Below are 23523 nucleotides of genomic sequence, written 5' to 3' on the forward strand. Positions count from 1 at the left end.
CGCGCGCAAAGGGTTAAAAAGGCCATTGCACCTGCGGCAGAAATCAGTAAACTGCGCGCCATCAACCGATTCCTCTGTAGTTCAGTCGGTAGAACGGCGGACTGTTAATCCGTATGTCACTGGTTCGAGTCCAGTCAGAGGAGCCAGAATTAGAAAAGCCCGCTCAGGGAAACCTGAGCGGGCTTTTCTAATTCTGACAACGTCCTTATCCTCTCCCGGCAAACTTTTATAGGATGCTATCGTCTTGCCTTCCTCATCAGAGCAATAATTTCCATGCTTACCATTAATCTCTTTGCTACTCCGCCGCGATCTGTTTTTTTAGTTTCACCCGCAAATTCATCAAGTATGAACCACGTAGGCTTTTCTGCCTGAACCGTCTTCTACGTCTCGGATCGCGTTTTGATGCGGTGCACCTTGACCGCTAACTGCAATCGCGACAAGCAATAGGGTTAAAGTACATTTGCAGTTCTAACCCATCTTCGACTACCGTAAACCTGTCCTTAAACTCGCTACCCGTCGGGCAAATATAAATGTCTTTTTCCTGGTCATATTTGAACAATGATCGGTTAAAAAGACCTTTGCGGTCTGCGTCAGAGGTATCGCCTTTTGGTACTACGGCTACGGCACCTAAGTCCTGTGTTGATTTAATATCACCCCGGCTGTAGTAACCTTTATCAGCCAGTGCGGTAATATCCGCTTTGCCCACAGCGTTTTGCGCTAATTACGATGTGGCCTTTTGTTTTCTGGGACGTGAAGTTGTTCGATTTGCTGTTTACCGCCTTGAACTTGTAAGCACCTGTTTTAGTTCCACGCACGTTTGAGATATCGTGGAGGAGATCAGGATGCCTGCCGCCTCCCTTACTCCCCTACTTTGCTGATTTGATAATAGCCGTTCTGTTTATACGCCTCTCACTCAATAAGGCGAAAATCCCGGCTGCGGCCACGATTGACGCACCGGCCAGCGTGGAAGATGATGGAAAACTATCGAGGAACAGAAAACCAAGCATCATCGACCAGACCATCGTGGTGTAATCAAAAGGCGCCAGCAGCGACGCATCGGCGTAACGCAGGCTCAGCGTAATCAGGATCTGTGCCATTCCGCCAAAAAAACCGCAACCGATGAGCAGTAAAAGCTGCAAGCTAGTCGGGATTTTCCAGCCGAAGAAAATCGTCGCCAGACCAATCAGCGTGGTCATCAGCGAGAAGTAAAAAACGATCGCGCCCGGTCTTTCGATGCCATTTAAAAAACGGATTTGCACCGAAGATACCGCCGTACACATTGCCGCCAGCAGTGCCAGAATCACGCCCAGCCCCGCCGAAACCTGCTTAAAACTGCCCGACAGCAGCGAACCGCTGTCTGTCAGATGCGCCCACAGCATGACGATAATGCCGGTGAAACCGATGCCCACCGCCAGCCAGCGGGCAGCGTGAACATGTTCACGCAGTAAAACCGCGGCCATGACCATCGTAAATAACGGCGCGGCGTAGCTTATCGCCGTGGCATCCGCCAGCGAGATATACACTAACGCCAGATAGTTAAAATACATTCCACCCGTGCCGGAAAAGCCGCGAATTAAATGGCCGAATATATTGTTCGTTTTAATTTGGGGCAAAACAGGGCCCTGCAATTTGAGCCAGATCAGCAGCGGGAATAAGGCAACGAAAGAGCGAAAAAATATCACTTCTCCGGTAGGTATATTTCCGCTCAACCCTTTCACGCAGGCCAGCATTAATGTGGCACACAGGGCTGATAATATTTTGAGCGAAATACCCATTCTTGCGTTCATTATTAACCTTCGTTCCTGGTGAGTCACGGGATGAATCTGTTCGCTATTCTGGCAGAGCCGCCTTTTTCCCGGTCATACAAAAAGCGTATCGCCATACAGGGTTTACTTCTTATACAACGTAAGGGTGAGCTTATATAGTCGGGCTGACTCATAAAGAAACCGCAGCCAGTTTTGCTCACAGTGAGCCAGGGGAAGTTGTCGTCACACACTGCTAATTAAAAAATCCCGGAGAATGAATGATGAAACTGAAGTTACTGTCTTGTTCCTTGCTGGCGTTGCCACTGATGGCGGCCTTTTCCTCTGCGAAAGCGGATGTTCTTTCTGATATTCAGGCACGCGGTTCACTCAATTGTGCCGTGTATTCCGATGTGCCGCCGTTCTCTTCGCCGGATCCAAAAACGCGCCAGCTGGCGGGAATGGACGTCGATTTATGTACGGCGTTAGCCAAACAGATGGGCGTAAAACTCAATCTGATGCCGACGTCTATTGAAGCGCGTATTGCGGTGATCGCCACTGGCCGCGCCGACGTGCTGATTGCCAATCTGGCGTATACCAAAACACGCGGCCAGCAGATTCAGTTCAGCGATCCGTATTATGTGGCGAAAGAAGTGCTGGTGGTGAAAAAGCCCAACGTCGATAAAACTCGTGCGGATTTTAAAGGCAAACGCATCAGCGCCACCAAAGGCACAACATCTGAACAATCGATTTATCTGGCTGGGGCAAAAGCCGTGACCTTCCAGGATGCCGCGTCGGCGTTTCTGGCGCTGGAACAGAACAAAGTGGTGGGTTTTGTGACCAACACCATGACCGCCATCAAAATGATTTCTCAGGCCGGAAAAGACGGCATTGAACTGGGGATGATCAAAGAGCCGATGGCGCTGGAGCCGATTGGCGTCGGCATGAAAAAAGACGAACCGGCATTGCTGGCGAAGGTTAACAGCAGCCTGAAAGCGATGGATGACGACGGCACCATCGATAAAATCTGGGATAGCTGGATCGGGCCAAATACCGCATACAAAATGGTGCGCGAAGACAAAGTACAGCCGCTCTCCAGCCTTAAATTCGAACCTCTGGAATAACCGATGATCACTGCGTCGCACGAGGCGCCTTCCCGCGCCTCTTTTATTCTTGCCAGTCAGGGCGACAACATTAAAATTTCCACCATCGGCAGCCGTGCATGGCTGATTGAAGCGCCGGGAGATTTCGACCTGCCCGCCCAGCGCCGCATCTGGTCACTGGCGGTCGCATTGCGTGCGCGTGATGATATCGAATCACTGATCCCCGGCGTGACCAATCTGCTGGTGCTGTTTCGCCAGACACCGGCAGATTACGACGCCACCTTTGCCCTGCTGGTGGCTGCCTGGGAACAGGCTCAGGCGGTACATCCACAAGGCAAACTGATTGAAATTCCGGTAACTTACGGCGGCCAACATGCCACCGATCTGGACGCGGTTTGCCAGCATACCGGGCTTTCGCCGTGCGAGGTCATCCGCCGCCATTCTGAGGGTTGCTACACGGTGTTTTCACTGGGCAGCGCGCCGGGTTTTGGCTATCTCCACGGGCTGGATCCGTCTCTTGCCACGCCGCGTAAAAAAGTCCCCTCGCTGAATATGCTCAAAGGCACCGTGACCATCGGCGGCGCACAGACCGGGATTTCCGCGCTGACCGGGCCAAACGGCTGGAACGCCATCGGATTCGCCGAACTGACGCTGTTTGACCCGCAGGCGGAGAATCCTGCACTCATGGCACCGGGTGACAGCGTGCGCTTTCTGCCAGAAAGGATTGAATTGTGACTGAACCAGCCGTGATTGAAATAGTGAAAACCGGCCCGCTGAATACCGTTCAGGACGCGGGCCGCAACGGATTTCGGGATATCGGCGTGTCCGTCAGCGGTGTGATGGATCCGCTGGCGTTTCACGCGGGCAACATCATGCTGGACAATGACGAAAACGCCGCCTGCATTGAAGTGCAGATGTTTCCGTTTAAGGTCAGGTTTCTCGCCGATACCAGCATTGCCATCACCGGCGCAGATTGCCGCACGAAGCTCGACGGTATAGATCTTCCGCCCTGGTGGGCGTGTTCCGTCCGCGCAGGGCAGGAACTGGAAATGCAGTTCCCGCGTTACGGTGCCCGCAGCTATTTGTGCGTCGCCGGAGGTATTGACGTGCCGGTCGTTATGGGATCGTGCAGTACCGCACTGCGTGGTGGTTTTGGTGGTTTAGACGGACGACCGCTGGAGAAAAACGATCGCCTCGCGGCGGGTAAAACCACCGCATCTCCCCTGTCAGCGCAAGGTATGGGCATTGAGCCGCCGGAGATCGCGCTGGCAAACGTATTCCCGACCAGCACTGAGGGATGCGTGCAACTGCGGGCTATTCCCGCCGGAGAATATTCGCTGTTTGAAGCCGATCTTCCCCGCTTCTGGTCGCAGCGGTGGAAAGTGTCTCTGCACAGCAACCGCACCGGTTACCGCTTATCCGGCGCGCCGGTCACGCCCTCGAAAGTCATCGAAATGCGTTCATACGGTTTAGTCCCCGGCATCGTTCAGGTTCCGCCTGCCGGCGAGCCGATCATTCAGCTGGCTGACGCCAACACCGCCGGAGGCTATCCGAAAATTGCCGGAATTATTGAAGAAGACTTATGGCGCCTGGCGCAGGTTCAGCCCGGTCAGAGTATTCAGTTGATCGAAAGCGATGCACGCGAAGCCATTGCTGTTGCGGCGCAGATCAGCCAGTGGCTCACCCGCCTGCGCGATAGCGTTATGCCGGTGAAGAAAATCATGGGTGTTTAAAATGCCCTATGGATGAAACGGAAAACGGGCCAGAACAGGCCCGTTTTTTTATGCTTCTGACTCAGACATTATGACTTCAGCTCCGCACAAAACTCTGCAATCCGGTCGCAGCCGTCTTGCAAAACTTCCATGCTGGTCGCATACGAAATGCGGAAATACGGGCTCATGCCGTAGGCCGCGCCCTGCACGGTGACGACGTGTTTTTCTTCGATCAGCGCCATCACGAAATCGGCATCGCTATTGATGTGACGCCCGCCTGCGGTCGTTTTCCCGATGCAGCCTTCAATGTTTACGAACAGATAGAATGCGCCCTGCGGTTTATGACAGCGCAGTTCATGCACGGACGTTAACCGCTCCAGCACGTAATCGCGGCGCTGGCGGTAGATTTCGGCGCGCTCTTTCAGTAAATCCTGCGGGCCGTTCAGCACCGCAACCGCAGCCGCCTGCGTGAGCGTGGTGACGCCACCGCTGTTTTGCGTATTCACGTTACTCATGGCTTTAATCAGATCCTCCGGGCCGCCGCAAAAACCTAAACGCCAGCCGGTCATGGAATAGGCTTTCGACACGCCGTTGACCGTCAGCACGCGATCGAGCAAACGCGGTTCCACTTCGGCCAGCGTATAAAATGTCACGTCGTCATAGATCAGATGTTCGTAAATGTCATCGGTCAGGATCCACACGCCCGGATGGCGCAGCATCACCTCGCCCATCGCCTGCAATTCCTGGCGGGTAGCCACGGAACCGGTCGGATTGCTCGGGTAATTCAGCAGCAGCCACTTGGTTTTCGGCGTAATCGCCGCTTCGATGTCCTGCGGATACGGCTTGAAATTGTTCTCCTCCGGGCAGGCCACCGGCACCGGAATACCGCCCGCGAATTTGACGATATCCGCATAGCTAATCCACGACGGCGTCGGGATCACCACTTCATCGCCCGGATTAATCGTCGCCAGCATCGCGTTAAAAATAATTTGCTTCGCGCCGCCTGCGGTGAGGATCTGGCTCACGTTGTAATTCAGGTTGTTATCGCGCTGAAATTTACGCGCAATGGCCGCCCGCAGCGCCGGGGTTCCGTCGGTCGGCGGATAACGTGTATCACCGCCGAGCGCGGCGGCGTAGGCGGCTTCCGTGGCATGAGGGGGCGTCGGAAAATCCGGTTCACCGGTAGAAAGCGCAATGACGTTCACGCCTGCAGCTGCGAGGTCACGGGCCTTTTGCGTCATGGCGACGGAGGCAGAAACAGAGACATTTTTTAAGCGATCGGCGATATCAGGCATGGTCCTGGGATTCCATTATTTTTATCGAACGTAAAAAGACGGACAGCGATGAGGCACTTCAGGGAAAAGAGTAATGAGGAGCGGACCGCGCCGACCAATAGCGCTTTGTTGTGGTGACATAACACAAAACAATGGCTGAACGCGCAAAGCAGGCAATTTGCACCGGCGCAGTGCAGGCGGAGATTTTCATTATTCGGGAGGCTGCACAAAGGCAGAAAACATCCGGTTATGCAGTTAATAAATCGGCGGGTAAATCAGAAGGAAAACCGGATATCGCACATAAATCAGCCTGTTAGTGCATGTTGGCACTCATCTTGCTTCATACACATTACTTAAAACATCACTTTTTTCCTTGATGAGGATGCCATCGTGAATCTCCGCCGCCTTAAATATTTTATCAAGATTGTCGATGTGGGTAGCCTCACTCAGGCCGCAGATATCCTGCACATTGCGCAGCCTGCGCTCAGCCAGCAACTCGCGACGCTGAAAGGCGAAGTGAATCAGCAACTGCTTATCCGCACCAAACGCGGCGTGACGCCGACCGAAGCGGGCAAGATTTTGTATATCCACGCGCAGGCCATTTTACGCCAGTGCGATCAGGCCCAGAGCGCGATTGACGGCTCGGCGCTGGCACTTTCGGGCAGCGTTTCTGTCGGGCTTGCACCAGGCACCGCCGCACAGCAACTGGCATTGCCGCTGATGGAAGAAGTCCACCAGCAATATCCGGGCATCGTATTGTATTTCAATGAAAACTTCGGCACCACGCTCAGCGAGCTGATCATGAATGGCCGGATGGATATGGCGGTGATTTACGGCAACCGGGAAATTCACGGATTACGGTTTATACCGCTGATGAAAGAAGAGTTGTATTTCGTGTGCCCGCACGCGCTGAGCAAACCGCTGAAATCCATCAGTCTGGCGCAGGTGGCAAAGTATGATCTGTTCCTGCCGCGCATTTACAACATCATGCGTAAAGTCATCGACGACGCGTTTATCCATGAAGCAGTGACGTACCGTGTTAAGTGCGAAATCGAATCGCAAACCACCCTCAATGCCGCGCTGGCGGCAGGTTTAGGCTGCACGATCATGCCGGAATCCGCCGCCCGCGCGATGCTCAAAGCCTCGGATTCGTGGATGGCGAAAATTGATAAACCGAATATTCAGGCGGCGCTGTCATTTTGTATGTCCGACCATCTGCCGCTGTCCCAGCCCGCCGAAGCGGTCAAAGCGATTTTATTGTCGCTGATGGCCAGCCGCACGGTGGATAACCGGCCACTGACGCTGGTGGGGTAATAAGCACACCTTATTACCGCAAAGCGAAATCCTCTTTCCTGACGTCGGCAGTGACACGATAGAGTGCTTTTACCGCCCGCAAAGCGGGTCGTTTTGTCGTCGTTATTGCGCGAGGGCACTCTCTCTTCGACGGGAAGAATATGGAAAAAAAAGCACCAGCACTCAGCGAGTTGCGAGATATCGCACGAAAGATGCGTAAGTCCGGCCTGAGCCAGATTGAACTCAGCGGAAACGGCTTTCGGATCAGCATGAAATACGCGCCAGTCTCCCCCGCCATTTTGCCATGCCGCATGCCGGACGAAACGCCTGCGCTTCCCGCGCTGACCGCCCCCGACGCGGTGTGTGCACCGTTCCCCGGCATCGTGTTGTTACGGCATCCGCTCAACAAAATTCCGTTCGCACAACCGGGTGAAAAAGTCGGGAAAGATGCGCTGCTCGGCTTGCTGAAAGTCGGCGTGATTTATCTGCCGCTGCGCAGCCCGGTGCAGGGCGTGGTGGAATCCCTGTCCGTAGAAGACGGTGACTGCGTGGAATACGGTGCGGAGATTTTCACTTTACGCCGCGAGGAGCTGGCCGCATGAAATACATCGATTTAAACGCCGATATCGGCGAAGGCTTTGGCGATTACACCATCGCCGACGACGCCGCGCTGATGCCACTGATCACCTCCGCCAACGTGGCCTGCGGGTTTCACGCGGGGGATGCGGTGATTATGGCGAAAACCGTCGCGCTGGCGAAAAAGTATCAGGTGGATCTCGGCGCGCACGTCGGATTTCCCGATTTGTCCGGGTTTGGTCGCCGCCGGATGCACATCGAACCGGAGGTGATGGCGCATTACGTTACCTATCAGCTTGGCGCGCTTTCTGCTTTTGCTAAAGCGGCGGATTACCCCCTGACGCACATGAGTTTCCACGGTGCGCTGGGCAATATGGTGTCCGAAGACGCCCGGCTGGCGCGGGTGTTATTGCAGGCGGTGAAGAGTTTCGATGCACAAATGATCATCAGCACGATGCCCGGCAACGCCGTCGAACGCATGGCGCGGACGCTGGATTTGCCGGTGATTTGTACGTTTCTCGCTGACCGCGCCTATGAAAGCAACGGCCTGCTGGTCAGCCGGACTAAACCGGGCGCGGTTATTCATGACAAAGAGCAGGTACGCGCGCGCATCCGCCAGTTGCTGCGCGAAGGCACGGTGCAAAGCATCGACGGCGTGACGTTGCCGGTAGATGCGACATCGATTCTGGTTCACGGCGATACGCCGGAATCCCTCGAAATGGTGCATACGCTGCGGGAAATTATTGCCGAAATGGAGATCGCGCTGATGCCGCCAGCCCGGCAACGCCGCCAGATGGCACGGTAAAACACGCTGTTATAAGCCCCTCTTATCGCCTCACACGGTTTATGTCTTATACCGTCTGAGAATTACTGGATACAGTCAGAAAACACTCACCGGCAGAACATGATGGAGCCGGAGGTTTAACAGGAGAGTCGCAATGCCATTTTCAGATTACAAAACCGCGCTGGTGACCGGCGCATCGGCCGGAATGGGTGAAGCCATTGTCGAACGCCTTTGTCAGGAAGGGATCATTGTTCATGCCGTCGCGCGCCGCGCCGATCAGCTGGCCGCCCTCGCCGACCGCACCGGTTGTATTCCGTATGCGCTCGACGTCAGCGACCTCGACGCCGTGACGCGCCTGTGCAGCGAGATCAGCGTGGATATTCTGGTGAACAACGCCGGGGTTTCCCGTCCCGGATCTATCCTGAGCGCCGATGAAGAATCCGTGGATACGCAGGTGGATGTGAATCTGCGCGCCGTTTTGCATCTTTGCCGCCTGCTGGTGCCGGGCATGATGGAACGCGATCGCGGCCACGTCATCAACATCACCTCGATTGCCGCGATTTATAACTTCGGCGGCAACTCGATTTATCACGCCACCAAAGCCGGGGTTCACGCCCTGTCACGCCAGCTACGCGTTGACTGCTACGGCAAGCGTGTGCGCATCACTGAAATCTGCCCGGGCCGCGTGGCGACTGACATTTTCGGCAATGTTTCTGGCGATCACGAAGAAGCCCGCCGCCGTTTCATTGACGGCTTTGAACTGCCTGAAGCCAAAGATATCGCCGATTGCGTGGCGTTTGCCGTTTCTGCGCCGATTGCCGTCAACATCGGCAACATCGAAATCACCCCGACTTTGCAGGTTCCCGGTGGCCTTTCCACCATGCGCCCCGACGAAGGTCTGTGATCTTTTTCTTATAAACCCACAGTTCAACCATTCAGGAGGGTGAAAATACGATGATGCTCGATTTCAGCAAAGTCCTGACCGGTCAGTTCGGGCAGATGATCGTCGATGGCATGGTTGTCACCCTCAAGCTGGCGCTGGGGTCCTGGCTGTTCGCAATGTGCATTGCCCTGCTGCTGGTCGTCATCCGGCTGACGCACAAACGCGCCGCCGAATATTTCGTCCGTGCATATGTGTCGTATCACCGCAATGTACCGACGCTTATTCAACTGATGATGTGGTATTTCGCCATTCCGACGCTGCTGCCGGAATCTGTGCAGATGTGGATTAACGATTTCAACGCCGAGTTTCTGTTCTCGATGTTTGCGCTCGGATTGTGTCAGGCGGCGTATTTCTCAGAAGACATCCGCAGTGGATTACGCGCGATTCCTGAAGGGCAAACCGAAGCATCTCGCGCGCTGGGCATGAGTTACACCCGATCGCTGCGTTCGGTTATTTTACCGCAGGGCATCCGCAACGCGCTGCCCTCGCTGCTCAACCACACCGTTTTGCTGTTCAAAAACACCAGTCTGGCTATGGTCATTGGCGTAGCTGAACTGACTTACGTGACCCGTGATATTGAAAACCAGACGTTCCGGACTTTCGAATCGTATCTGGTGGCCTCTGCCGGTTATCTGTTCTTCTCTCTGCTGCTGATGGGTGCTGGCGCATTGCTGGCCCGCCGGTTCCAGCGGGCCTACGCGAGGTAATCACATGCTCGAGATGTTCACGATTTTGCACGACAACGGGATGCTGTTCCTGATGGGGCAATACCCGCAGGGGCCACTGGGCGGGATACTTTGTACGTTACTGATTTCCTTGCTGGCCGTTTTGTTTGCACTACCGGTGGGTATTCTGCTCGGACTGGCGCGTTTATCGCCTTTCCGCTGGTTGAGCTGGCCCGCCGCCTGCTGGGTCTACGGCTTACGCGGCATTCCGCTGCTGATGGTGGTGTTCTGGACGTATTTCTGCGTTCCACTGTTAATCGGTCACAACATCAGCGGCTTCAGCACTATGCTATGTACGCTGGTGATTTATGAAAGTGCGTATATCGCCGAGATCGTGCGCGGCGGCATTCAGGCGCTGCCGGGCGGCCAGTACGAAGCGGCGCGCGCTTTAGGGATGAGTTATTTCAAAACGCTGCGTCTGATTATTCTGCCGCAGGCGTTATACAACACGCTGCCAAGTCTGGTCAGCCAGCTGGTTTCTATCATTAAAGACAGCACGCTGGGTTACGTCATTAACGTGCCGGAGCTGACCTTTGCCGCTAATCAGGTGAATAACCAACTGCTGACCAAACCTTTTCAAGTGTTCGCGATTGTCGCGATTGGCTATTACATCATCTGTTTCAGCCTGACGTGGCTGGCCAATAAGCTTGAAGCCCGTATCACGCGCAAACGGCAGAACCGGATGCCGGAAGCGGAGAAAATGACGAAGGCTCCACTGCTGAAGACTCAATCATAATAAGGAACGACGATGCGACCGATGATCTTATTTAATCGGGTTAATAAATGGTATGGCGAATATCAGGCGCTGACCGATCTGAGTGCAGAAATTAGAAGTGGTGAAGTCGTGGTGGTTTGCGGACCGTCCGGCTCGGGAAAATCAACGCTGATCCGCACCGTGAACCGGCTGGAACCTATTGAAGAGGGCCAGATCCTGTTCGATGGCATGGATATTCATGGCACCAGTACCCGCCTGAACCAGTTACGCACGCGTATCGGTTTTGTCTTTCAGAACTTTAATCTTTTCCCGCACGTTTCGGTGCTGGACAACATCATGATGTCGCCGGTAAAGGTGCTCGGCGTGAAACGTCAGGAAGCGCGCAAGCACGCGGGTGAACTGCTGGAACGTGTCGGATTATCACACAAAGCCAATGCCTATCCGGCACAGCTTTCCGGCGGGCAGCAGCAACGTGTTGCCATCGCCCGGGCATTAGCCATGAAACCGCCAGTGATGTTGTTTGATGAACCGACGTCGGCGCTTGATCCGGAAATGGTCGGTGAAGTCCTGAATGTGATGCGCAGTCTGGCACGTGAAGGTATGACCATGATGTGCGTCACACACGAAATGAATTTTGCCCGCGACGTGGCGGACACAATCTGGTTTATGGATCAGGGGAAAATTCTGGAAAAATCCAAACCGGAAAACTTCTTTAATCATCCGCAACACCCACGTGCCAGGAAGTTTTTAAGTGACTTATTGCACCATTAATTATGCACAGGGCGTATTCCTTTGCAGCGCCTTGCCGCTCAGAGCTTATCCATCAAAAGATGCTTAAGAAATAACGCCGGCATATGTATCTTTGTCTTTGAAGATATTATCAGCATGTCAATTCATGACTGACGGTAAGCAGCTCGTATATTTCATCTGCCGACAGCGGTCCGGAAAGTGACTTTAAGGCAAGCAACGTCCGCTTTGGAACAGAGCAGACTCCCCTGCCAGATATAGCCATAGTAACAATCTCCACATACCAAGGAGAGTTCAAACCGGATTTATGTAACCTACAACTATTGGTGGTCATTCTGGTGGTATTGACAGAAAGGGAATTCGGTTTTAGCTTACATATTAGCCAGTTACTGGTGAAGGCGATCCCAGTCAGAGGAGCCAGAATTAGAAAAGCCCGCTCAGGGAAACCTGAGTGGGCTTTTTGCTTTGATGTCTGAATCGGATTCGGCATCTGCCTCGGCTCTCAGCTGACGTAACGCTTTGCCATAAACAGGAAGGCTACTGCTTTCTTAGTCTGTTTCGCTATCGGGCAGCGGATAGATCAATTCGATTTCAGGAGCATCCGCTAAATGCCGGCCTGACCGGGCCATCAAATAGCCTCCGATCTGTTCCGGACTCAGGGCGATAGCCATCATATCCGGGTTGCGGAACCATTCATCAGGCCAGTAGATGAGATCGGAGGGATTAGCGTCAAAATTCTTTTCCAACAGTGAAATGGCGAAATGCTGTTCAGCATCCTTACCTTCTGCGTTACAGATAAAATTGATTGTTTGCACCAGCTCATCCCAGCTGAAATCCGCGTAAAATTTTATCGGGTTAATCGCGATACGGGTAAAGTCGCTGGCATCCATCGATGAAGAAAAATCTCTGAAGTCTGAATAGCCATAAGGATGGGTTACCTGAGCGTTCCAGTCAGCGATCATCATCGTTAATTCACTCTCCTGCGGGTCTGTTCCGGCATCCATTTTGGCGAGTATCTGCTGAGCCTGGCTGGCCAGCTGTGCGATTTTTTTTCGGCTTACGCTGGCGGGTTTCATACGTTCAGGTAGCGGCATTTTTACTCCTTTAAAATAGCCTGCAATAAAACAGCGTGATCAGCGGATTAGGTTACTCAAAATTTAACAGTCCCGATAGTGATTCAGATATACCGACTCCGGTTTGTCTGTGTGGTATCGGCATGCCAGCGTCATTGAGTCACATCACCACCCACAGTCGATTCCCGGCATGGCTCATGCCATACAAATGCGCGTCTGCTGCTGATCAACAGATGATTACTGCCCCGCCGGTGCCTATGTTTCGCCTGACCACCGCTATCAACGGTAGCGGTGGTCACCTTTCACATGCGCCACCTGTGTAGAGAAAGGGGGTGCCGCATCGGTTGCCGCCAGTCAGCTCAGCATAAAATCATTCATAAACTGTCTGCGTGAGCCCGTTAAGCGCTCTCAGCTTAGCAAGCCAGGTACGGGCGTAGCCCTGAACGCATTCACTTTCTTATCCAGCAAAACCTGACTCTCACTGCCTGAATCCAGTACGGTATTTTGCAAAGAGGCTTTTTCGATCTGTACTGCGATAACCTCCAGAGCGACCAGCCCTTTTGTTGCCAGCAGTGCACTCACCTGAGTTGAGAAACAGGATCCGGTGGCCGCACTCTCCGCCGGTGAAGCTTCAGTGGTCGCGACAATATGGTTATCAGAAATATAATTCCTCTCACCCGACACCAGCCGGATTATCACCGGTGTTGCGCCCTGCGGGATGATATGCTGAGAATCAATCGTTTCCGAAATATGATTAGCAATAATGGAGTTATTGTTACCGCTGATATAAAGCAGACCATACAAATCATCCAATCCATTATTATAATCCTGCATCGGTCCCCAGGGTTCACGCTCACGGAAAAAATGGTTAGCCGTGATCAGGTTTTCTGAACTATTGCCTTCCAGAACCAGCATTCCCGGATAAAATGAATGAAGTCTGTTGCTGGATATCGAAGAGCGAACTACCCCAGAAAAATGTACGCTGCTTTTGCCGCGCGGGAAAATATTATTGGCCGTAATCAGCAGGCCGCCAAAATTTTCTGCATAAATGGAATAGCCTCTGTAACCCGCACCTATCAGATTATCGGTAATTTTTGATGCCTGTCCCGAACCGCGCAACTCAATACAGTTCCCACATTCAGCGATGAAATTATTGTGTATCGCCAGCGCATCAGCGTTAAAAATTGTCACCCCATGCTCTAAATAGACCAGACCCATACCGCTGATACGGAAAGAGTCTTGCGCGCTCGCGATATAGATACCCGTTTTACCGTTCAGATAACTATTTTCGGGATCATCATTGCCTGATCCATCATCGACAAAATGTAAGCCATCAATACAAAAATCAGCAAACTCGACCGAACTTATGCGTGGCTCACCGCTACGTTCGACATAAAAGGCAGCACCGGCAGAGGGGTCAGCTCCGGCTGCGGGAGAGAGATTAACGCATAGTCGGCTTCCCCCCGGCCACACTTCATGCCAGTTCGCCCACTCACTTTCGGGCGTATTAAATCGAATACTTGAAGAGGTGAAACCATGCCCCGAACCAATAATCTTCAGATAGCTAATATCAATTAACACCTGGGTAAGAAGCGGATAATCGCCGGGTGGAATATAGATAACCGCGCCGGGCTTCCCGCCTTGATTGAGATCCGTTTCGGTTTGTCTTTTTTTAATATCAGAAATAATACTGTTTATAACCTCACCAATATCCTGATAAGGGTTACCTTCCTTCCATTCTGTAACATCGTAATAGTTTTGGCTTGTCATGACTAATTCCTTCGGTGACAGTAATAAGAAAAAATCGGCAGTAATTTGAGTTATGGCTGTGCGTAAGGGGAGTGATAACGGGTTATTTTTGCCTGTGCGCCAGAGAGCGTTATTTCAGTCAGTGAGCTGCATGAATAATAACGTCGCGTTCCACACACACTCCCCTGCTGAGCGAAAACTTCCACTATTCCGGCATCAAAACATAATGTCACATCGCCCACCTTGGCCAGCGGAGCCTGATAACGGCCGTCATCCCGATCTTTTTCCAGCAGACTCAGAGTGTGTCCATCGTGCGCCAGAATAATCTGCTGCCCGGTTTGACCGGTCAGGGTCAGGCAAAAATGCGAGGTTGGGGTAAAGGTAATTATGCAGGACTTACAGGCAGTACTGCCTGACCAATGACTCCACGCATCCAGCCGTTCTTCACTGATGATCAGCGATGCTGGCGGCAATACCGGTGTCATACAGAGTTGTTGCCGGGCATTAAGATGAAAACGACGCGGCAGAGACATTTCGCCGGAATAGGCAGAATGAACACTCTTTTGTGTCGCCCAGTTGTATAACCAGGCAAACCCTGTTCGACTGTCGCTTTCACCCCAGGTCTGCAGGGCATAGAAATCGGTGCCGAAATCCAGTATCTGCAGCGGTTGCGCTGAGGGAGTGAAATAACCGTGCCGAAAATCACCCGTTTGTGCAAATAACAGATTATGTCGTCCGGTTGTCGGCTCGGTGTAACCCACAATACCGATAATCAATACCCAGATGCCGTCAAGGCAGAAAAAGTCCGGGCATTCGACGCAGCGGCCCCCATTTTCCCGAAAATAAGGGGGAGCGGTGTAGAGCACATGATGGAATTGCCAGCTGTCACTGTCTTCGGAGTGAAACAGCAGCATGGCTGGATCGCCGTTCACCGACGCGCCCAGGATCATATAAAAGGTCGCGTCCGCTTCCTCATACCAGACTTTCGGATCGCGGAAATCACAATCGACGCCTGCTGGCAGCGCTGTTAATACTGTTTTTATCAAAGCAGGCTTGTCGTAAGCAGGCTGCGGGACCGCCATTTTCTGGATTTCTCGATAACCGCGATAGAGATCGTAAGCCGGAAGCCTTTCGGTATACCAGAAACGCGTTTGCCCCTCGGCATCGATGAAAGCGCTGCCAGAAAATGCGCCGCCCGTTGCCCCAAGCGCGGATAAATTCTGCTCTGGCTGAAGGAAAACCGGATAGTGACGCCAGTGGTAAAGGTCCTGACTCACCGCGTGGTTCCAGTGCATCGGCCCCCATTGAGTACTATGCGGATGGTATTGGTAAAACAGATGCCACTCATCACCTTTCCGATGCAGACCATTAGGGTCATTCATCCAGCCGGTACGTGGAGAAAAATGTAATGCCGGGCGTAAGTCTTCCTGCTGATAGTGCTCTGCAACTGCGCGGTCATCTCGCAGGCAAAGGTCGTTATTTTCGATATCAATAAAGCTGACGCCCTGTTGAGGGAGCGTGTCAGGGTGCCAGCTGTAACACAACGAAATTTCACTGTGCTCCGGTAAGCACTCCAGAGAGACAATACCCTGCTGCCATGCGGTCCAGGTAAAGTATTGATAATACGGCGGAGCTGTTTCTATTTTGAAAAGCACCGCATTTTCCATGTGGATAGCAAATAGGGGCTGACCGGCCGGCTTTGTTTGCTTTAGCCATAAATCAAGCCGCTGACCTTGCTTAACATTAATGGACAGGGACATTTTTAAACTCCTGCGATTGAACCGAACCTTTTTCAAGCTCGCGTTTTGCGAGATCGACTTTAATTTTTTCCAGGAAGAGGTTATCCAGTTTGAAGTAGCGCACCATAAATGCGCTGATGAAATAACTCACCATCGGCAGTAGTGAGAACATGATAATAATGCCCTCAAGGGTCTGCGCATTTTGTTGCGGTTTGTTAGCGACATAGCCGGTATAGGACAGAATCCAGGCGACGATTGCTCCAGCGACCGCCAGTCCCATTTTCAGCATAAACAGATTACCGGCAAACGAAATACCGGTGAGCCGTTTGCCAAATTTCCAGTCACCGTAGTCATCGACGTCTGACATCATTGCCCACAGGATAGGTCCGGACTGAATTAAATGCAGAATATTAATGATCACAAATAGCGTAAGCAGTGGCGTCAGCGATTTTGGGTCAACAAACCACAGCGCGAAAGAGAGAACACCAAGGATAATATTAATAATGCGGAAGAGCTTAATTTTATCAAACCGGTCAGTCAGTGGCTTAGCTATTACGCTTCCCAGCATATTACAGGCGACACCAAGCGCCATAAAAAAGGTAATAAATCCAACGGAGGCCTGCATTACATAGGTGGCATAATAAATAGTTACAGCCCCCCGAATAAAGGCCGGGAAGACATTAAGAAAGGTAATCGTAATCATCAGCAGCCATTGGTCATTTTTAGCAATGTCTTTCAAATCTTTCATTAACGAATCATCAGACTTAATTGAAACAACGCGCTCTTTAATACTGGCAAAACAGAACAGGAACATCAGCGTCGCGGCGCACCCCATGATCACCATGGTCAACTGAAAGCCTGAAGCGCGGTTACCGTTACCCAACCAGTCGGTTAACGGTAAAATTGAGGAAGAGACAATCAGCGTCGCCAGGCCATTCAGGAAGAACCGCCATGATAAACAGCCCAGTCGCTCTTTTTGATTCAGGGTGATCACCCCCGCGACTGAGCAATAGGGAATGTTGATCGCGGTATAGATCAGTGACATCACCAGATAGGTCACCCAGGCATAAATAATTTTTCCGTTCATGCTCAGGTCAGGTGTGGTAAACATCACGATGGCGCCCAGGCCAAAGGGTACCGCCATCCATAACAGCCACGGGCGGAACTTACCCCATCGACTTTGCGTACGATCGCAGATTGCGCCCATGATCGGATCGCTGAAGGCGTCAAAAATACGGATGACCAGAAATAGTGTTCCAACGACGCCAGGCGCTAATCCATATACATCGGTATAAAACCACGTCAGATAGAGCGCCAGTACACTCCAGATCATACAGGATCCCGCATCCCCCATCCCGTAACCGATCTTCTCTTTCAGACGCAGCTTTCCATAAGCGCTTTGTTTTTCCATTACCGTTGCGGACATAAAATCACCTCAATAATGCACAGCTCTAAAAATTAAACACAGAGCATTATCGCCAGCCCCTGTGCGGATGACTGAATAAAAATTTTCGACTCTTTTAAAAAGGATTAAGTGGGAAAAGCAGAAATCAGACAGCCGTGATATTAAGCGCGATACTGCTCTCGCGTATAATTAACCGTGAGACAATTTCATACATTTCGATACTCTCTTGCTTATGGGTATTATTCACCATCTGGAATGCCAGGTGGGCAATCTCGCCAATCGGTTGAGCCACGCTGGTTATTTTTTTGGTCTGCGCCAGCAAGGTATTGTCAAAACTGGCGATAGCAATATCCTGCGGGACAGCCACCCCTCTTTCCTTTAAGCCATCGATAACATAACTGGCAGCAACATCGTTATAGATCCAAAGAGAAGAGCATGCTTTTTTCCGGTCAGCTAATATCCCGATAATATCGTCCAGTATCCGAATATGGCCGGATATTTTTTCACCTTCGCCTTTCGCTATCCAGAATTGATTCTCTTTAGCGAGTGTTAAACCCTGACTGGTGATTTTCTTACTCCAGGCAGAGACCTTTCGATTATCGACGCCCTCCTGAGCAATAAAACCAAAAGTGGTATGCCCGGTCTGGATAAAATGCTCCGCAATAGCCTCTGCACCTTTCCTTTGATTGATAGAGACAGAATTAAAAAAACGAGAAACCTGCGTTACCACTGCCACCGGAATGCGGGTTGCGGTCAACCATTCCGCAAGTTCGCTTTCGGCCTCTGTCGGCACCCATAGCAGACTGTCGATCCCCATTCCGATTAGGCTGTGAATAATCTGCTTATCCTGTTGAGGCTGATTCTGATGGGTCTTAATAATTACCGATTTCCCGATGTATCTTGCCTCCTCTTCAAAGGTTGCCAGTAACTCAGAAAAGTGAGGATTCACCAGGTTTGGTAGCACCACGCCAATCAGCCCGGAACATTTACCACTCAGCTGAAACGCACTTTTGCTGGGGACATAGCAAAGGTAATCCATTGCATCACGTACTGCCTGGCGTGTTTCCGGCGTCACGCTGGGATGATGGTTCAGCACACGCGATACGGTCGCCGTAGACACTCCTGCTTTTTTTGCTACGTCTTTAATGGATGCCATGATAATGAGATGCGTCGTTTAATCAGGCGGTCACTATAAAGTGTGATGAAGGTCAAAAATGTAAGCCAGTTCACATGTTGCTGCGTTACATAAATCCCTGCTTATCCACTCAATTCAGTCTGAATTACGCTTTACCTTAAAAGAGAGACAACAGAGTATGTCATGGTTAGCCCGTTCCGCATTAGCTGGCGGCCAGGCAACACGCAGCCCCACAGCGGGCTGGTTAGACGGCGAGCATAACCGGCTGGCGTTCTGATCGCCCGCCATCCACCATTCGTCACATCAGGCAAAATTGGTTATTATCCGCCTCCCCTCACCTGCCGGTAGTCCGATGTCTGAGATAGTCGATAGTTTTATTGCGCCGCCGTGTCATGACCCGATTGAGATCCTCTATCAGGATGAGCATCTGCTGCTGATCAATAAGCCCGGCGGGCTGCTGAGCCTGTCCGGCAAAAATCCGCTGAATCTTGATTCGGTGCATCACCGGCTGGTGAAAAGCTTCCCCGGCTGCACGCTGGTCCATCGACTGGATTTCGGTACTTCCGGGTTGATGGTGATTGCCCGCAACAAGGCGATCAATGCGGCGCTCTGCCAGCAGTTCAGCCAGCGCAGCGTGCGCAAAATCTATAGCGCGCTGTTGTGTGGCCATCTGGCCGATAACGACGGAGTGATTGAGGCGGCGATTGCCAAAGATCCGGCGCGCTTTCCGCGGATGACGATTTGCGATCGCCACGGCAAGCCGGCACGTTCACATTATCAGGTGGTTGAGCGCGTTGATTACGCGCAGCAGGATGGCAGCACGGTGCCGGTTACGCGGGTGGTGCTGACCCCGGAAACCGGGCGCACTCATCAACTGCGGATTCACTGCCAGCTGCGCGGTCATCCGATTCTGGGCTGCGACCTGTATGGCGGGCTGCTGTTACCCGGCAGTGAAAATACGCCGCGACTGATGCTGCACGCCAGCGAACTGCATTTTGTTCATCCGGTCAGTGGCGAAGCGATTCACGCCCGGCACGCCACTCCGTTCTGACCCGGCTGAGACGCAGCAGCGCCAGCTCTGGCCCGGCTGGCACTGCGCAACATCCGCTTTAACGCGGACTTACCACATCAGGTCATCCGGCACTTTGAAGTCTGCATACGGATCGTCCTCATCCTGCGCTTCCTGACTCAGCGCGCTGTTCAGTACGATGCTGCTGGCATCGCGCTGCGCAATTTTATCCGCCACGCTGGCCGGGATAATCGCATACTGATTCTCGCCGCCGTTCTCTGCCGCCAGGCGGGCAATAGCAAGACGGCCGCTGATCAGCTGCGCCTGGGTCAGCTTATCGACATTGATTTTTTTAATCAGGTTGTTATCGGTGAAGTTAAAGCCGATATTGCCTTTTGAAATATCAATCTTATTCATTTCAATCAGCTGCTTGACCTGCGCTTTATACTCTTTGGATAAAACGGCTTGTTTCTGCTGCTCATTCAACTGCCTGTCGCGCTCAAGCTGCGCTTTTTTATTTTCTTCGACCGCCGCTCTGGCTTCACGCGCCTGAACCCGTGATTTCTTAGCGGTACGCTGCACTTTGTCCATCTTCTTGCTGCTGACTAATCCCGCTTTCAGCATCTGCTCTTGTAAGGTGAGTTTGGTCATTTTGGTTTCTGAGCCTGTTACGAAATTTCAGCGATTATACCTGTAAATTCCCGGCCTGTGTCAGGTTGCGGGCGTTGATCGCCGCGCACAATCTTCGGCGCTGCCTGCCGCGCCGCGCTGTCGGTTAAACGCATCCTTCTGCCGCTGTGCTACCATTCTCCGGTCAAAATCACCCTGTTGAGCACTATGTCGGAATTAACCAAACGTAAAAATGACCCTGAAGGGTTGAAGAAACGTATTATCGCGGGCGCACTGAAAACCTTTGCCGAGTTTGGCATGCAGGGCGCACGGCTGGAGCAAATTGCCGAACATGCGCAGACCACTAAACGGATGGTGGTGTATCACTTCGGCAGCAAAGAGCAGCTCTATATTGATGTGCTGGAACAGGTTTATCAGCAGATCCGCCAGCACGAAACCGGCCTCAACCTGGCGGCGATGGAACCGGAACTGGCCATGACCCGCCTGGTCGAAGCCAGCTTTGATTACCATGTCGCCCACCCCGACTTTATGCGACTGGTGTGCAGCGAGAACCTGTTACGTGGCCGCTATATCAGCCAGTCAACCCAGATCAAAACCCTTAATCGCAGCGCGCTGGACGTGCTGGATGACATTCTGGCCCGTGGTCAGCAGCAGGGGCTGTTTATCGAAGAGGTGCAGACGATAGACGTGCACCGCCTGATCAGCAGTATCTGCGTGCACCACGTCTCCAACCGCTACACCTTTAATGCGTTGTTCAGTCCGGATAACAGTGAAGAAGAGAGTATTCGCCGTAATCGTCAGCTGGCTGTAACCGCAACGTTACGTTATATCCGCAAATAATCTGGCGTCGTTCCGGCTTGGCTTAGTCATAGTCTACGCTTAGTGAATACCGTCATAAAATCGCCATAAAAGGAATGCTGTTGTGAGCAGAGACGCCCACCTTTATCCGCTTCGCCACACCGACGTTAATCCCAAAGATGACGTGCTATGGAACTGGGCGCAAAACGCACAGATCGGTAGCCGCCACCAGGTGCAGCGTCCTGCCAGTGAAGCAGAACTTCAGGCACTGCTGCGCCAGTCACAGGGCCAGATCCGGGTGATTGGCAGCAAACTCTCCCCTGGCCGTATGCTGCACGTCAGCGAACAGGATCTGCTGCTGGATCTCAGCGCATTCAGCGGTCAGACTGCCAGCGATGAACATAGCGTGACCTTTGGTGGTGCGACCCCGCTCGATCAGGTTTACCGCACCCTGACCGGGATGAACCGGATGCTGGCATCGTCGCCAGGGGTGATTGCCATTCAGACGCTGGCCGGTGCCATGGCGACCGGTACTCACGGTCAGGGTCTGCAGCAAAGTTCGATTGCTGATGAAGCGCTGTCGATTCGCATGGTGCTGACCGATGGCAGCGTGCGGGAGTTTACGCGCGGCGAACCTGACTTCCCGGCGGCGCAGGTTTCACTTGGCGCGCTGGGTATCGTGACTGCCGTGACGCTGCGAACCGAACCGTTTCGCATCTTCACCTGCCACAAAAATGCGGTTTCTGCCGATACGCTGGAGCAGGATCTGCTGCGCTGGAATGATGAATATCCGCTCAGCAAAGCCTGGTGGTTTGTCGACGATAATCGGGTCCACGTCTGGAACGCTCACCAGGCGAGTGACGACGAACGTCTGCGCTATGAACAGCAGGATCGTCAGGTGGTTGAGCATGAAGGTCAGGCTGATGACAGTCTGAACGACACCATCGATCAGACGCTGGCGCACATGCATCGTGATACCCAGATCCAGGGCAAAGGCGGTAAGCAGTTTCGCACCGTGACCCGTTTTCGCGATTTCACCGATGTTACCGGTGACATCTACCAGCTGTTTTGCCGCGGCATCGCAGTGCCGCAGATCAATGTCGAAATCGGCGTACCGCTGGCGAAAACGCCTGCCATCATCAGCCGGATCAAGCAGTGGTATGCGGCAAACCGTCCGCATATGCACTACCCGATCATCCTGCGCTGTACCGGTGCCTCCTCTGCCTGGCTGAGTCCGGCGTATGACCAGCCAACCTGCTTCTTCGGCTTCGTGGTGTACTACGCGGATGACGGCTCGCTCTCGCCCGACGGTCTGCATTTTCTGACCGAAGTAGAAAAACTGCTGGCCGATGAGGGCGGACGCCCGCACTGGGGCAAATATTACGACGAAGAACGCTATCGCTGGCGTGAGATCTACCCGCAGTGGGATGCGTTCCGTGCCCTGCGCAGCCAGCTCGATCCGCAAGGCCGATTAGGCAATGACTACATCGCCCCACTTTTTGACTGAATTAATAAGGGAAAATATGTTTGCCTGGGTAACGCTGTTAACTCAACCCGACTATCTGGTGGGCGTGAAAGCGCTGCACCATTCGCTGAAGCAGAGCAACAGCCAGTGGTCGCTGGTGGTGATGACCACCTCAGCGATTTCCGCCGAAGATTGCCAGGCTTTGCAGGCCGAAGGCTGCGTGATAGCGCCGGTTGAGCCGATCTACCCGCGCGCCGATCTGGATCAGCATTATGCTTCGGCGCAATTTGGCGAAGTGTGGACCAAGCTGCGTGCCTGGCAGCTGACTGATTATCAGCGCGTGGTGTTTCTCGATGCCGATATGCTGGTGCTGCAGAATATGGATGAGCTGTTCACGCTCGATCTCGGGGATAACCTGATGGCGGCGTGTCACGCCTGTCGCTGCAATCCGAACCAGATTGCCTCTTATCCGGCGGACTGGCAGCCCGAGCAGTGCCATTACACCTGGCAGGCGCGGGGTGAAGCCGCGCCTGCCAGCCTGGACTATTACCTGAACGGCGGTTTTCTGGTGCTGACGCCGGATAATGCGGTTTACGAGTCACTGGAACAGCGGATTGCGGCGATTGATGACCTGAGTGCGTATCCCTTCTCAGAGCAGGACCTGCTGAACGAGGCGTTCGCCGGTCGCTGGAAACCGCTCTCTTACGTTTATAATGCGCTGAAAACCTTACCGTTCCAGCACAGCGCGATCTGGCGTGACGACGAGGTGAAGAATCTGCACTTCATCCTGGCGAAGCCGTGGAAACGCGACCTGAATCAGCCGGAAAGCCAGCGCGACCGCTACTACGCGCTGGATAAGCTGTGGTGGGAAAAAAGCGGCCTCGCCTGATCTCTACCGGGCAGGAA

24 protein-coding genes and 1 tRNA gene are annotated in these 23523 nt (G+C 52.9%); 16 read left to right on the forward strand and 9 right to left on the reverse strand.

Annotated features, from left to right (window positions below; all coding sequences use genetic code 11):
* The first annotated feature begins 70 nt into the window (after positions 1–70).
* A tRNA-Asn gene (locus ABIB18_RS09915) sits at positions 71–146 on the forward strand.
* 275 nt (positions 147–421) lie between these two features.
* Here the strand turns inward: ABIB18_RS09915 and ABIB18_RS09920 are convergent.
* Complete coding sequence (locus tag ABIB18_RS09920) at positions 422–706, reverse strand: hypothetical protein (protein WP_354474075.1); 285 nt, start codon at positions 704–706, stop codon at positions 422–424.
* Between the two features lie 160 nt (positions 707–866).
* Entirely contained in the window at positions 867–1787 is a 921-nt protein-coding gene (locus tag ABIB18_RS09925) for a DMT family transporter (RefSeq protein WP_354474076.1), read from the reverse strand.
* A gap of 239 nt (positions 1788–2026) precedes the next feature.
* On the opposite strand from ABIB18_RS09925, the gene ABIB18_RS09930 reads away from it, so the two are divergent.
* Genes ABIB18_RS09930 through ABIB18_RS09940 form a run of 3 tightly spaced genes read left to right on the forward strand, consistent with a single transcriptional unit; the run spans position 2027 to position 4578 of the window.
* Complete coding sequence (locus ABIB18_RS09930) at positions 2027–2866, forward strand: transporter substrate-binding domain-containing protein (RefSeq protein WP_354474166.1); 840 nt, start codon at positions 2027–2029, stop codon at positions 2864–2866.
* A 3-nt stretch (positions 2867–2869) separates the two neighbouring features.
* Positions 2870–3580, forward strand: coding sequence for a 5-oxoprolinase subunit PxpB (gene pxpB, locus ABIB18_RS09935; RefSeq protein ID WP_354474077.1), 711 nt, complete (start codon positions 2870–2872; stop codon positions 3578–3580).
* Positions 3581–3591: 11 nt separating this feature from the next.
* Complete coding sequence (locus ABIB18_RS09940) at positions 3592–4578, forward strand: 5-oxoprolinase subunit C family protein (RefSeq protein ID WP_354474167.1); 987 nt, start codon at positions 3592–3594, stop codon at positions 4576–4578.
* Between the two features lie 68 nt (positions 4579–4646).
* On the opposite strand, the gene ABIB18_RS09945 is transcribed toward ABIB18_RS09940, so the two are convergent.
* Positions 4647–5852: a pyridoxal phosphate-dependent aminotransferase gene (locus tag ABIB18_RS09945; RefSeq protein WP_354474078.1), complete on the reverse strand. Its 1206-nt coding sequence runs from the start codon at positions 5850–5852 to the stop codon at positions 4647–4649.
* Positions 5853–6221: 369 nt separating this feature from the next.
* Here ABIB18_RS09945 and nac point away from each other — a divergent pair, with 369 nt between their 5' ends.
* The 8 genes from nac to ABIB18_RS09985 all read left to right on the forward strand — a co-directional run bounded on the left by nac (position 6222) and on the right by ABIB18_RS09985 (position 12090).
* Positions 6222–7145 (forward strand): nitrogen assimilation transcriptional regulator NAC, encoded by a 924-nt coding sequence (nac, locus tag ABIB18_RS09950; protein WP_354474079.1) that lies wholly within the window; start codon positions 6222–6224, stop codon positions 7143–7145.
* 140 nt (positions 7146–7285) lie between these two features.
* Complete coding sequence (locus ABIB18_RS09955; protein ID WP_354474080.1) at positions 7286–7726, forward strand: acetyl-CoA carboxylase biotin carboxyl carrier protein; 441 nt, start codon at positions 7286–7288, stop codon at positions 7724–7726.
* Positions 7723–8505 (forward strand): LamB/YcsF family protein, encoded by a 783-nt coding sequence (locus tag ABIB18_RS09960; protein WP_354474081.1) that lies wholly within the window; start codon positions 7723–7725, stop codon positions 8503–8505. Before ABIB18_RS09955 ends, ABIB18_RS09960 begins: the two co-directional genes overlap by 4 nt.
* Positions 8506–8638: 133 nt before the next feature.
* Positions 8639–9388, forward strand: a complete 750-nt coding sequence (locus ABIB18_RS09965; RefSeq protein ID WP_354474082.1) for an SDR family oxidoreductase — start codon at positions 8639–8641, stop codon at positions 9386–9388.
* 50 nt (positions 9389–9438) lie between these two features.
* Entirely contained in the window at positions 9439–10134 is a 696-nt protein-coding gene (locus ABIB18_RS09970; RefSeq protein WP_354474083.1) for an amino acid ABC transporter permease, read from the forward strand.
* A 4-nt stretch (positions 10135–10138) separates the two neighbouring features.
* Positions 10139–10888, forward strand: a complete 750-nt coding sequence (locus ABIB18_RS09975) for an amino acid ABC transporter permease (protein ID WP_013576020.1) — start codon at positions 10139–10141, stop codon at positions 10886–10888.
* 12 nt (positions 10889–10900) lie between these two features.
* A complete protein-coding gene (locus tag ABIB18_RS09980; protein WP_354474084.1) occupies positions 10901–11638 on the forward strand; it encodes an amino acid ABC transporter ATP-binding protein in 738 nt (245 codons plus the stop codon).
* Positions 11639–11886: 248 nt separating this feature from the next.
* Complete coding sequence (locus ABIB18_RS09985) at positions 11887–12090, forward strand: hypothetical protein (protein WP_354474168.1); 204 nt, start codon at positions 11887–11889, stop codon at positions 12088–12090.
* Between the two features lie 72 nt (positions 12091–12162).
* Here the strand turns inward: ABIB18_RS09985 and ABIB18_RS09990 are convergent, their stop codons facing one another.
* The 5 genes from ABIB18_RS09990 to ABIB18_RS10010 form a co-directional block, all read right to left on the reverse strand.
* Complete coding sequence (locus tag ABIB18_RS09990) at positions 12163–12708, reverse strand: hypothetical protein (protein ID WP_354474085.1); 546 nt, start codon at positions 12706–12708, stop codon at positions 12163–12165.
* Positions 12709–13095: 387 nt separating this feature from the next.
* Positions 13096–14457, reverse strand: coding sequence for a NosD domain-containing protein (locus ABIB18_RS09995; RefSeq protein WP_354474086.1), 1362 nt, complete (start codon positions 14455–14457; stop codon positions 13096–13098).
* A 50-nt stretch (positions 14458–14507) separates the two neighbouring features.
* Positions 14508–16232, reverse strand: coding sequence for a glycoside hydrolase family 32 protein (locus ABIB18_RS10000; protein WP_354474087.1), 1725 nt, complete (start codon positions 16230–16232; stop codon positions 14508–14510).
* Positions 16180–17601 carry a glycoside-pentoside-hexuronide (GPH):cation symporter gene (locus tag ABIB18_RS10005; RefSeq protein WP_031376315.1) on the reverse strand — a complete coding sequence of 474 codons (1422 nt, stop codon included), beginning with the start codon at positions 17599–17601 and terminating at the stop codon, positions 16180–16182. The genes ABIB18_RS10000 and ABIB18_RS10005 overlap by 53 nt, the downstream gene beginning before the upstream one ends.
* A 124-nt stretch (positions 17602–17725) precedes the next feature.
* A complete protein-coding gene (locus tag ABIB18_RS10010) occupies positions 17726–18736 on the reverse strand; it encodes a LacI family DNA-binding transcriptional regulator (RefSeq protein WP_046288232.1) in 1011 nt (336 codons plus the stop codon).
* 331 nt (positions 18737–19067) lie between these two features.
* Here ABIB18_RS10010 and ABIB18_RS10015 point away from each other — a divergent pair, with 331 nt between their 5' ends.
* Positions 19068–19766 carry an RluA family pseudouridine synthase gene (locus tag ABIB18_RS10015; protein ID WP_354474088.1) on the forward strand — a complete coding sequence of 233 codons (699 nt, stop codon included), beginning with the start codon at positions 19068–19070 and terminating at the stop codon, positions 19764–19766.
* Between the two features lie 69 nt (positions 19767–19835).
* Here ABIB18_RS10015 and ABIB18_RS10020 read toward each other — a convergent pair whose 3' ends face one another.
* Positions 19836–20375 carry a DUF2058 domain-containing protein gene (locus ABIB18_RS10020; protein WP_031376317.1) on the reverse strand — a complete coding sequence of 180 codons (540 nt, stop codon included), beginning with the start codon at positions 20373–20375 and terminating at the stop codon, positions 19836–19838.
* A 186-nt stretch (positions 20376–20561) separates the two neighbouring features.
* On the opposite strand from ABIB18_RS10020, the gene ABIB18_RS10025 reads away from it, so the two are divergent.
* The 3 genes from ABIB18_RS10025 (at position 20562) to ABIB18_RS10035 (ending at position 23506) form a co-directional block, all read left to right on the forward strand.
* Positions 20562–21194 carry a TetR/AcrR family transcriptional regulator gene (locus ABIB18_RS10025; RefSeq protein ID WP_046288231.1) on the forward strand — a complete coding sequence of 211 codons (633 nt, stop codon included), beginning with the start codon at positions 20562–20564 and terminating at the stop codon, positions 21192–21194.
* An 82-nt stretch (positions 21195–21276) separates the two neighbouring features.
* On the forward strand, positions 21277–22659 hold the full coding sequence (locus tag ABIB18_RS10030) for a D-arabinono-1,4-lactone oxidase (RefSeq protein WP_069729569.1): 1383 nt from the start codon (positions 21277–21279) through the stop codon (positions 22657–22659).
* A 16-nt stretch (positions 22660–22675) separates the two neighbouring features.
* Positions 22676–23506: a glycosyltransferase family 8 protein gene (locus tag ABIB18_RS10035; RefSeq protein ID WP_354474089.1), complete on the forward strand. Its 831-nt coding sequence runs from the start codon at positions 22676–22678 to the stop codon at positions 23504–23506.
* Positions 23507–23523: the final 17 nt, after the last annotated feature.

It is taken from the genome of Pantoea sp. UYEF8, assembly GCF_040546285.1.
In the GTDB taxonomy this organism is placed as follows: domain Bacteria; phylum Pseudomonadota; class Gammaproteobacteria; order Enterobacterales; family Enterobacteriaceae; genus Pantoea; species Pantoea brenneri.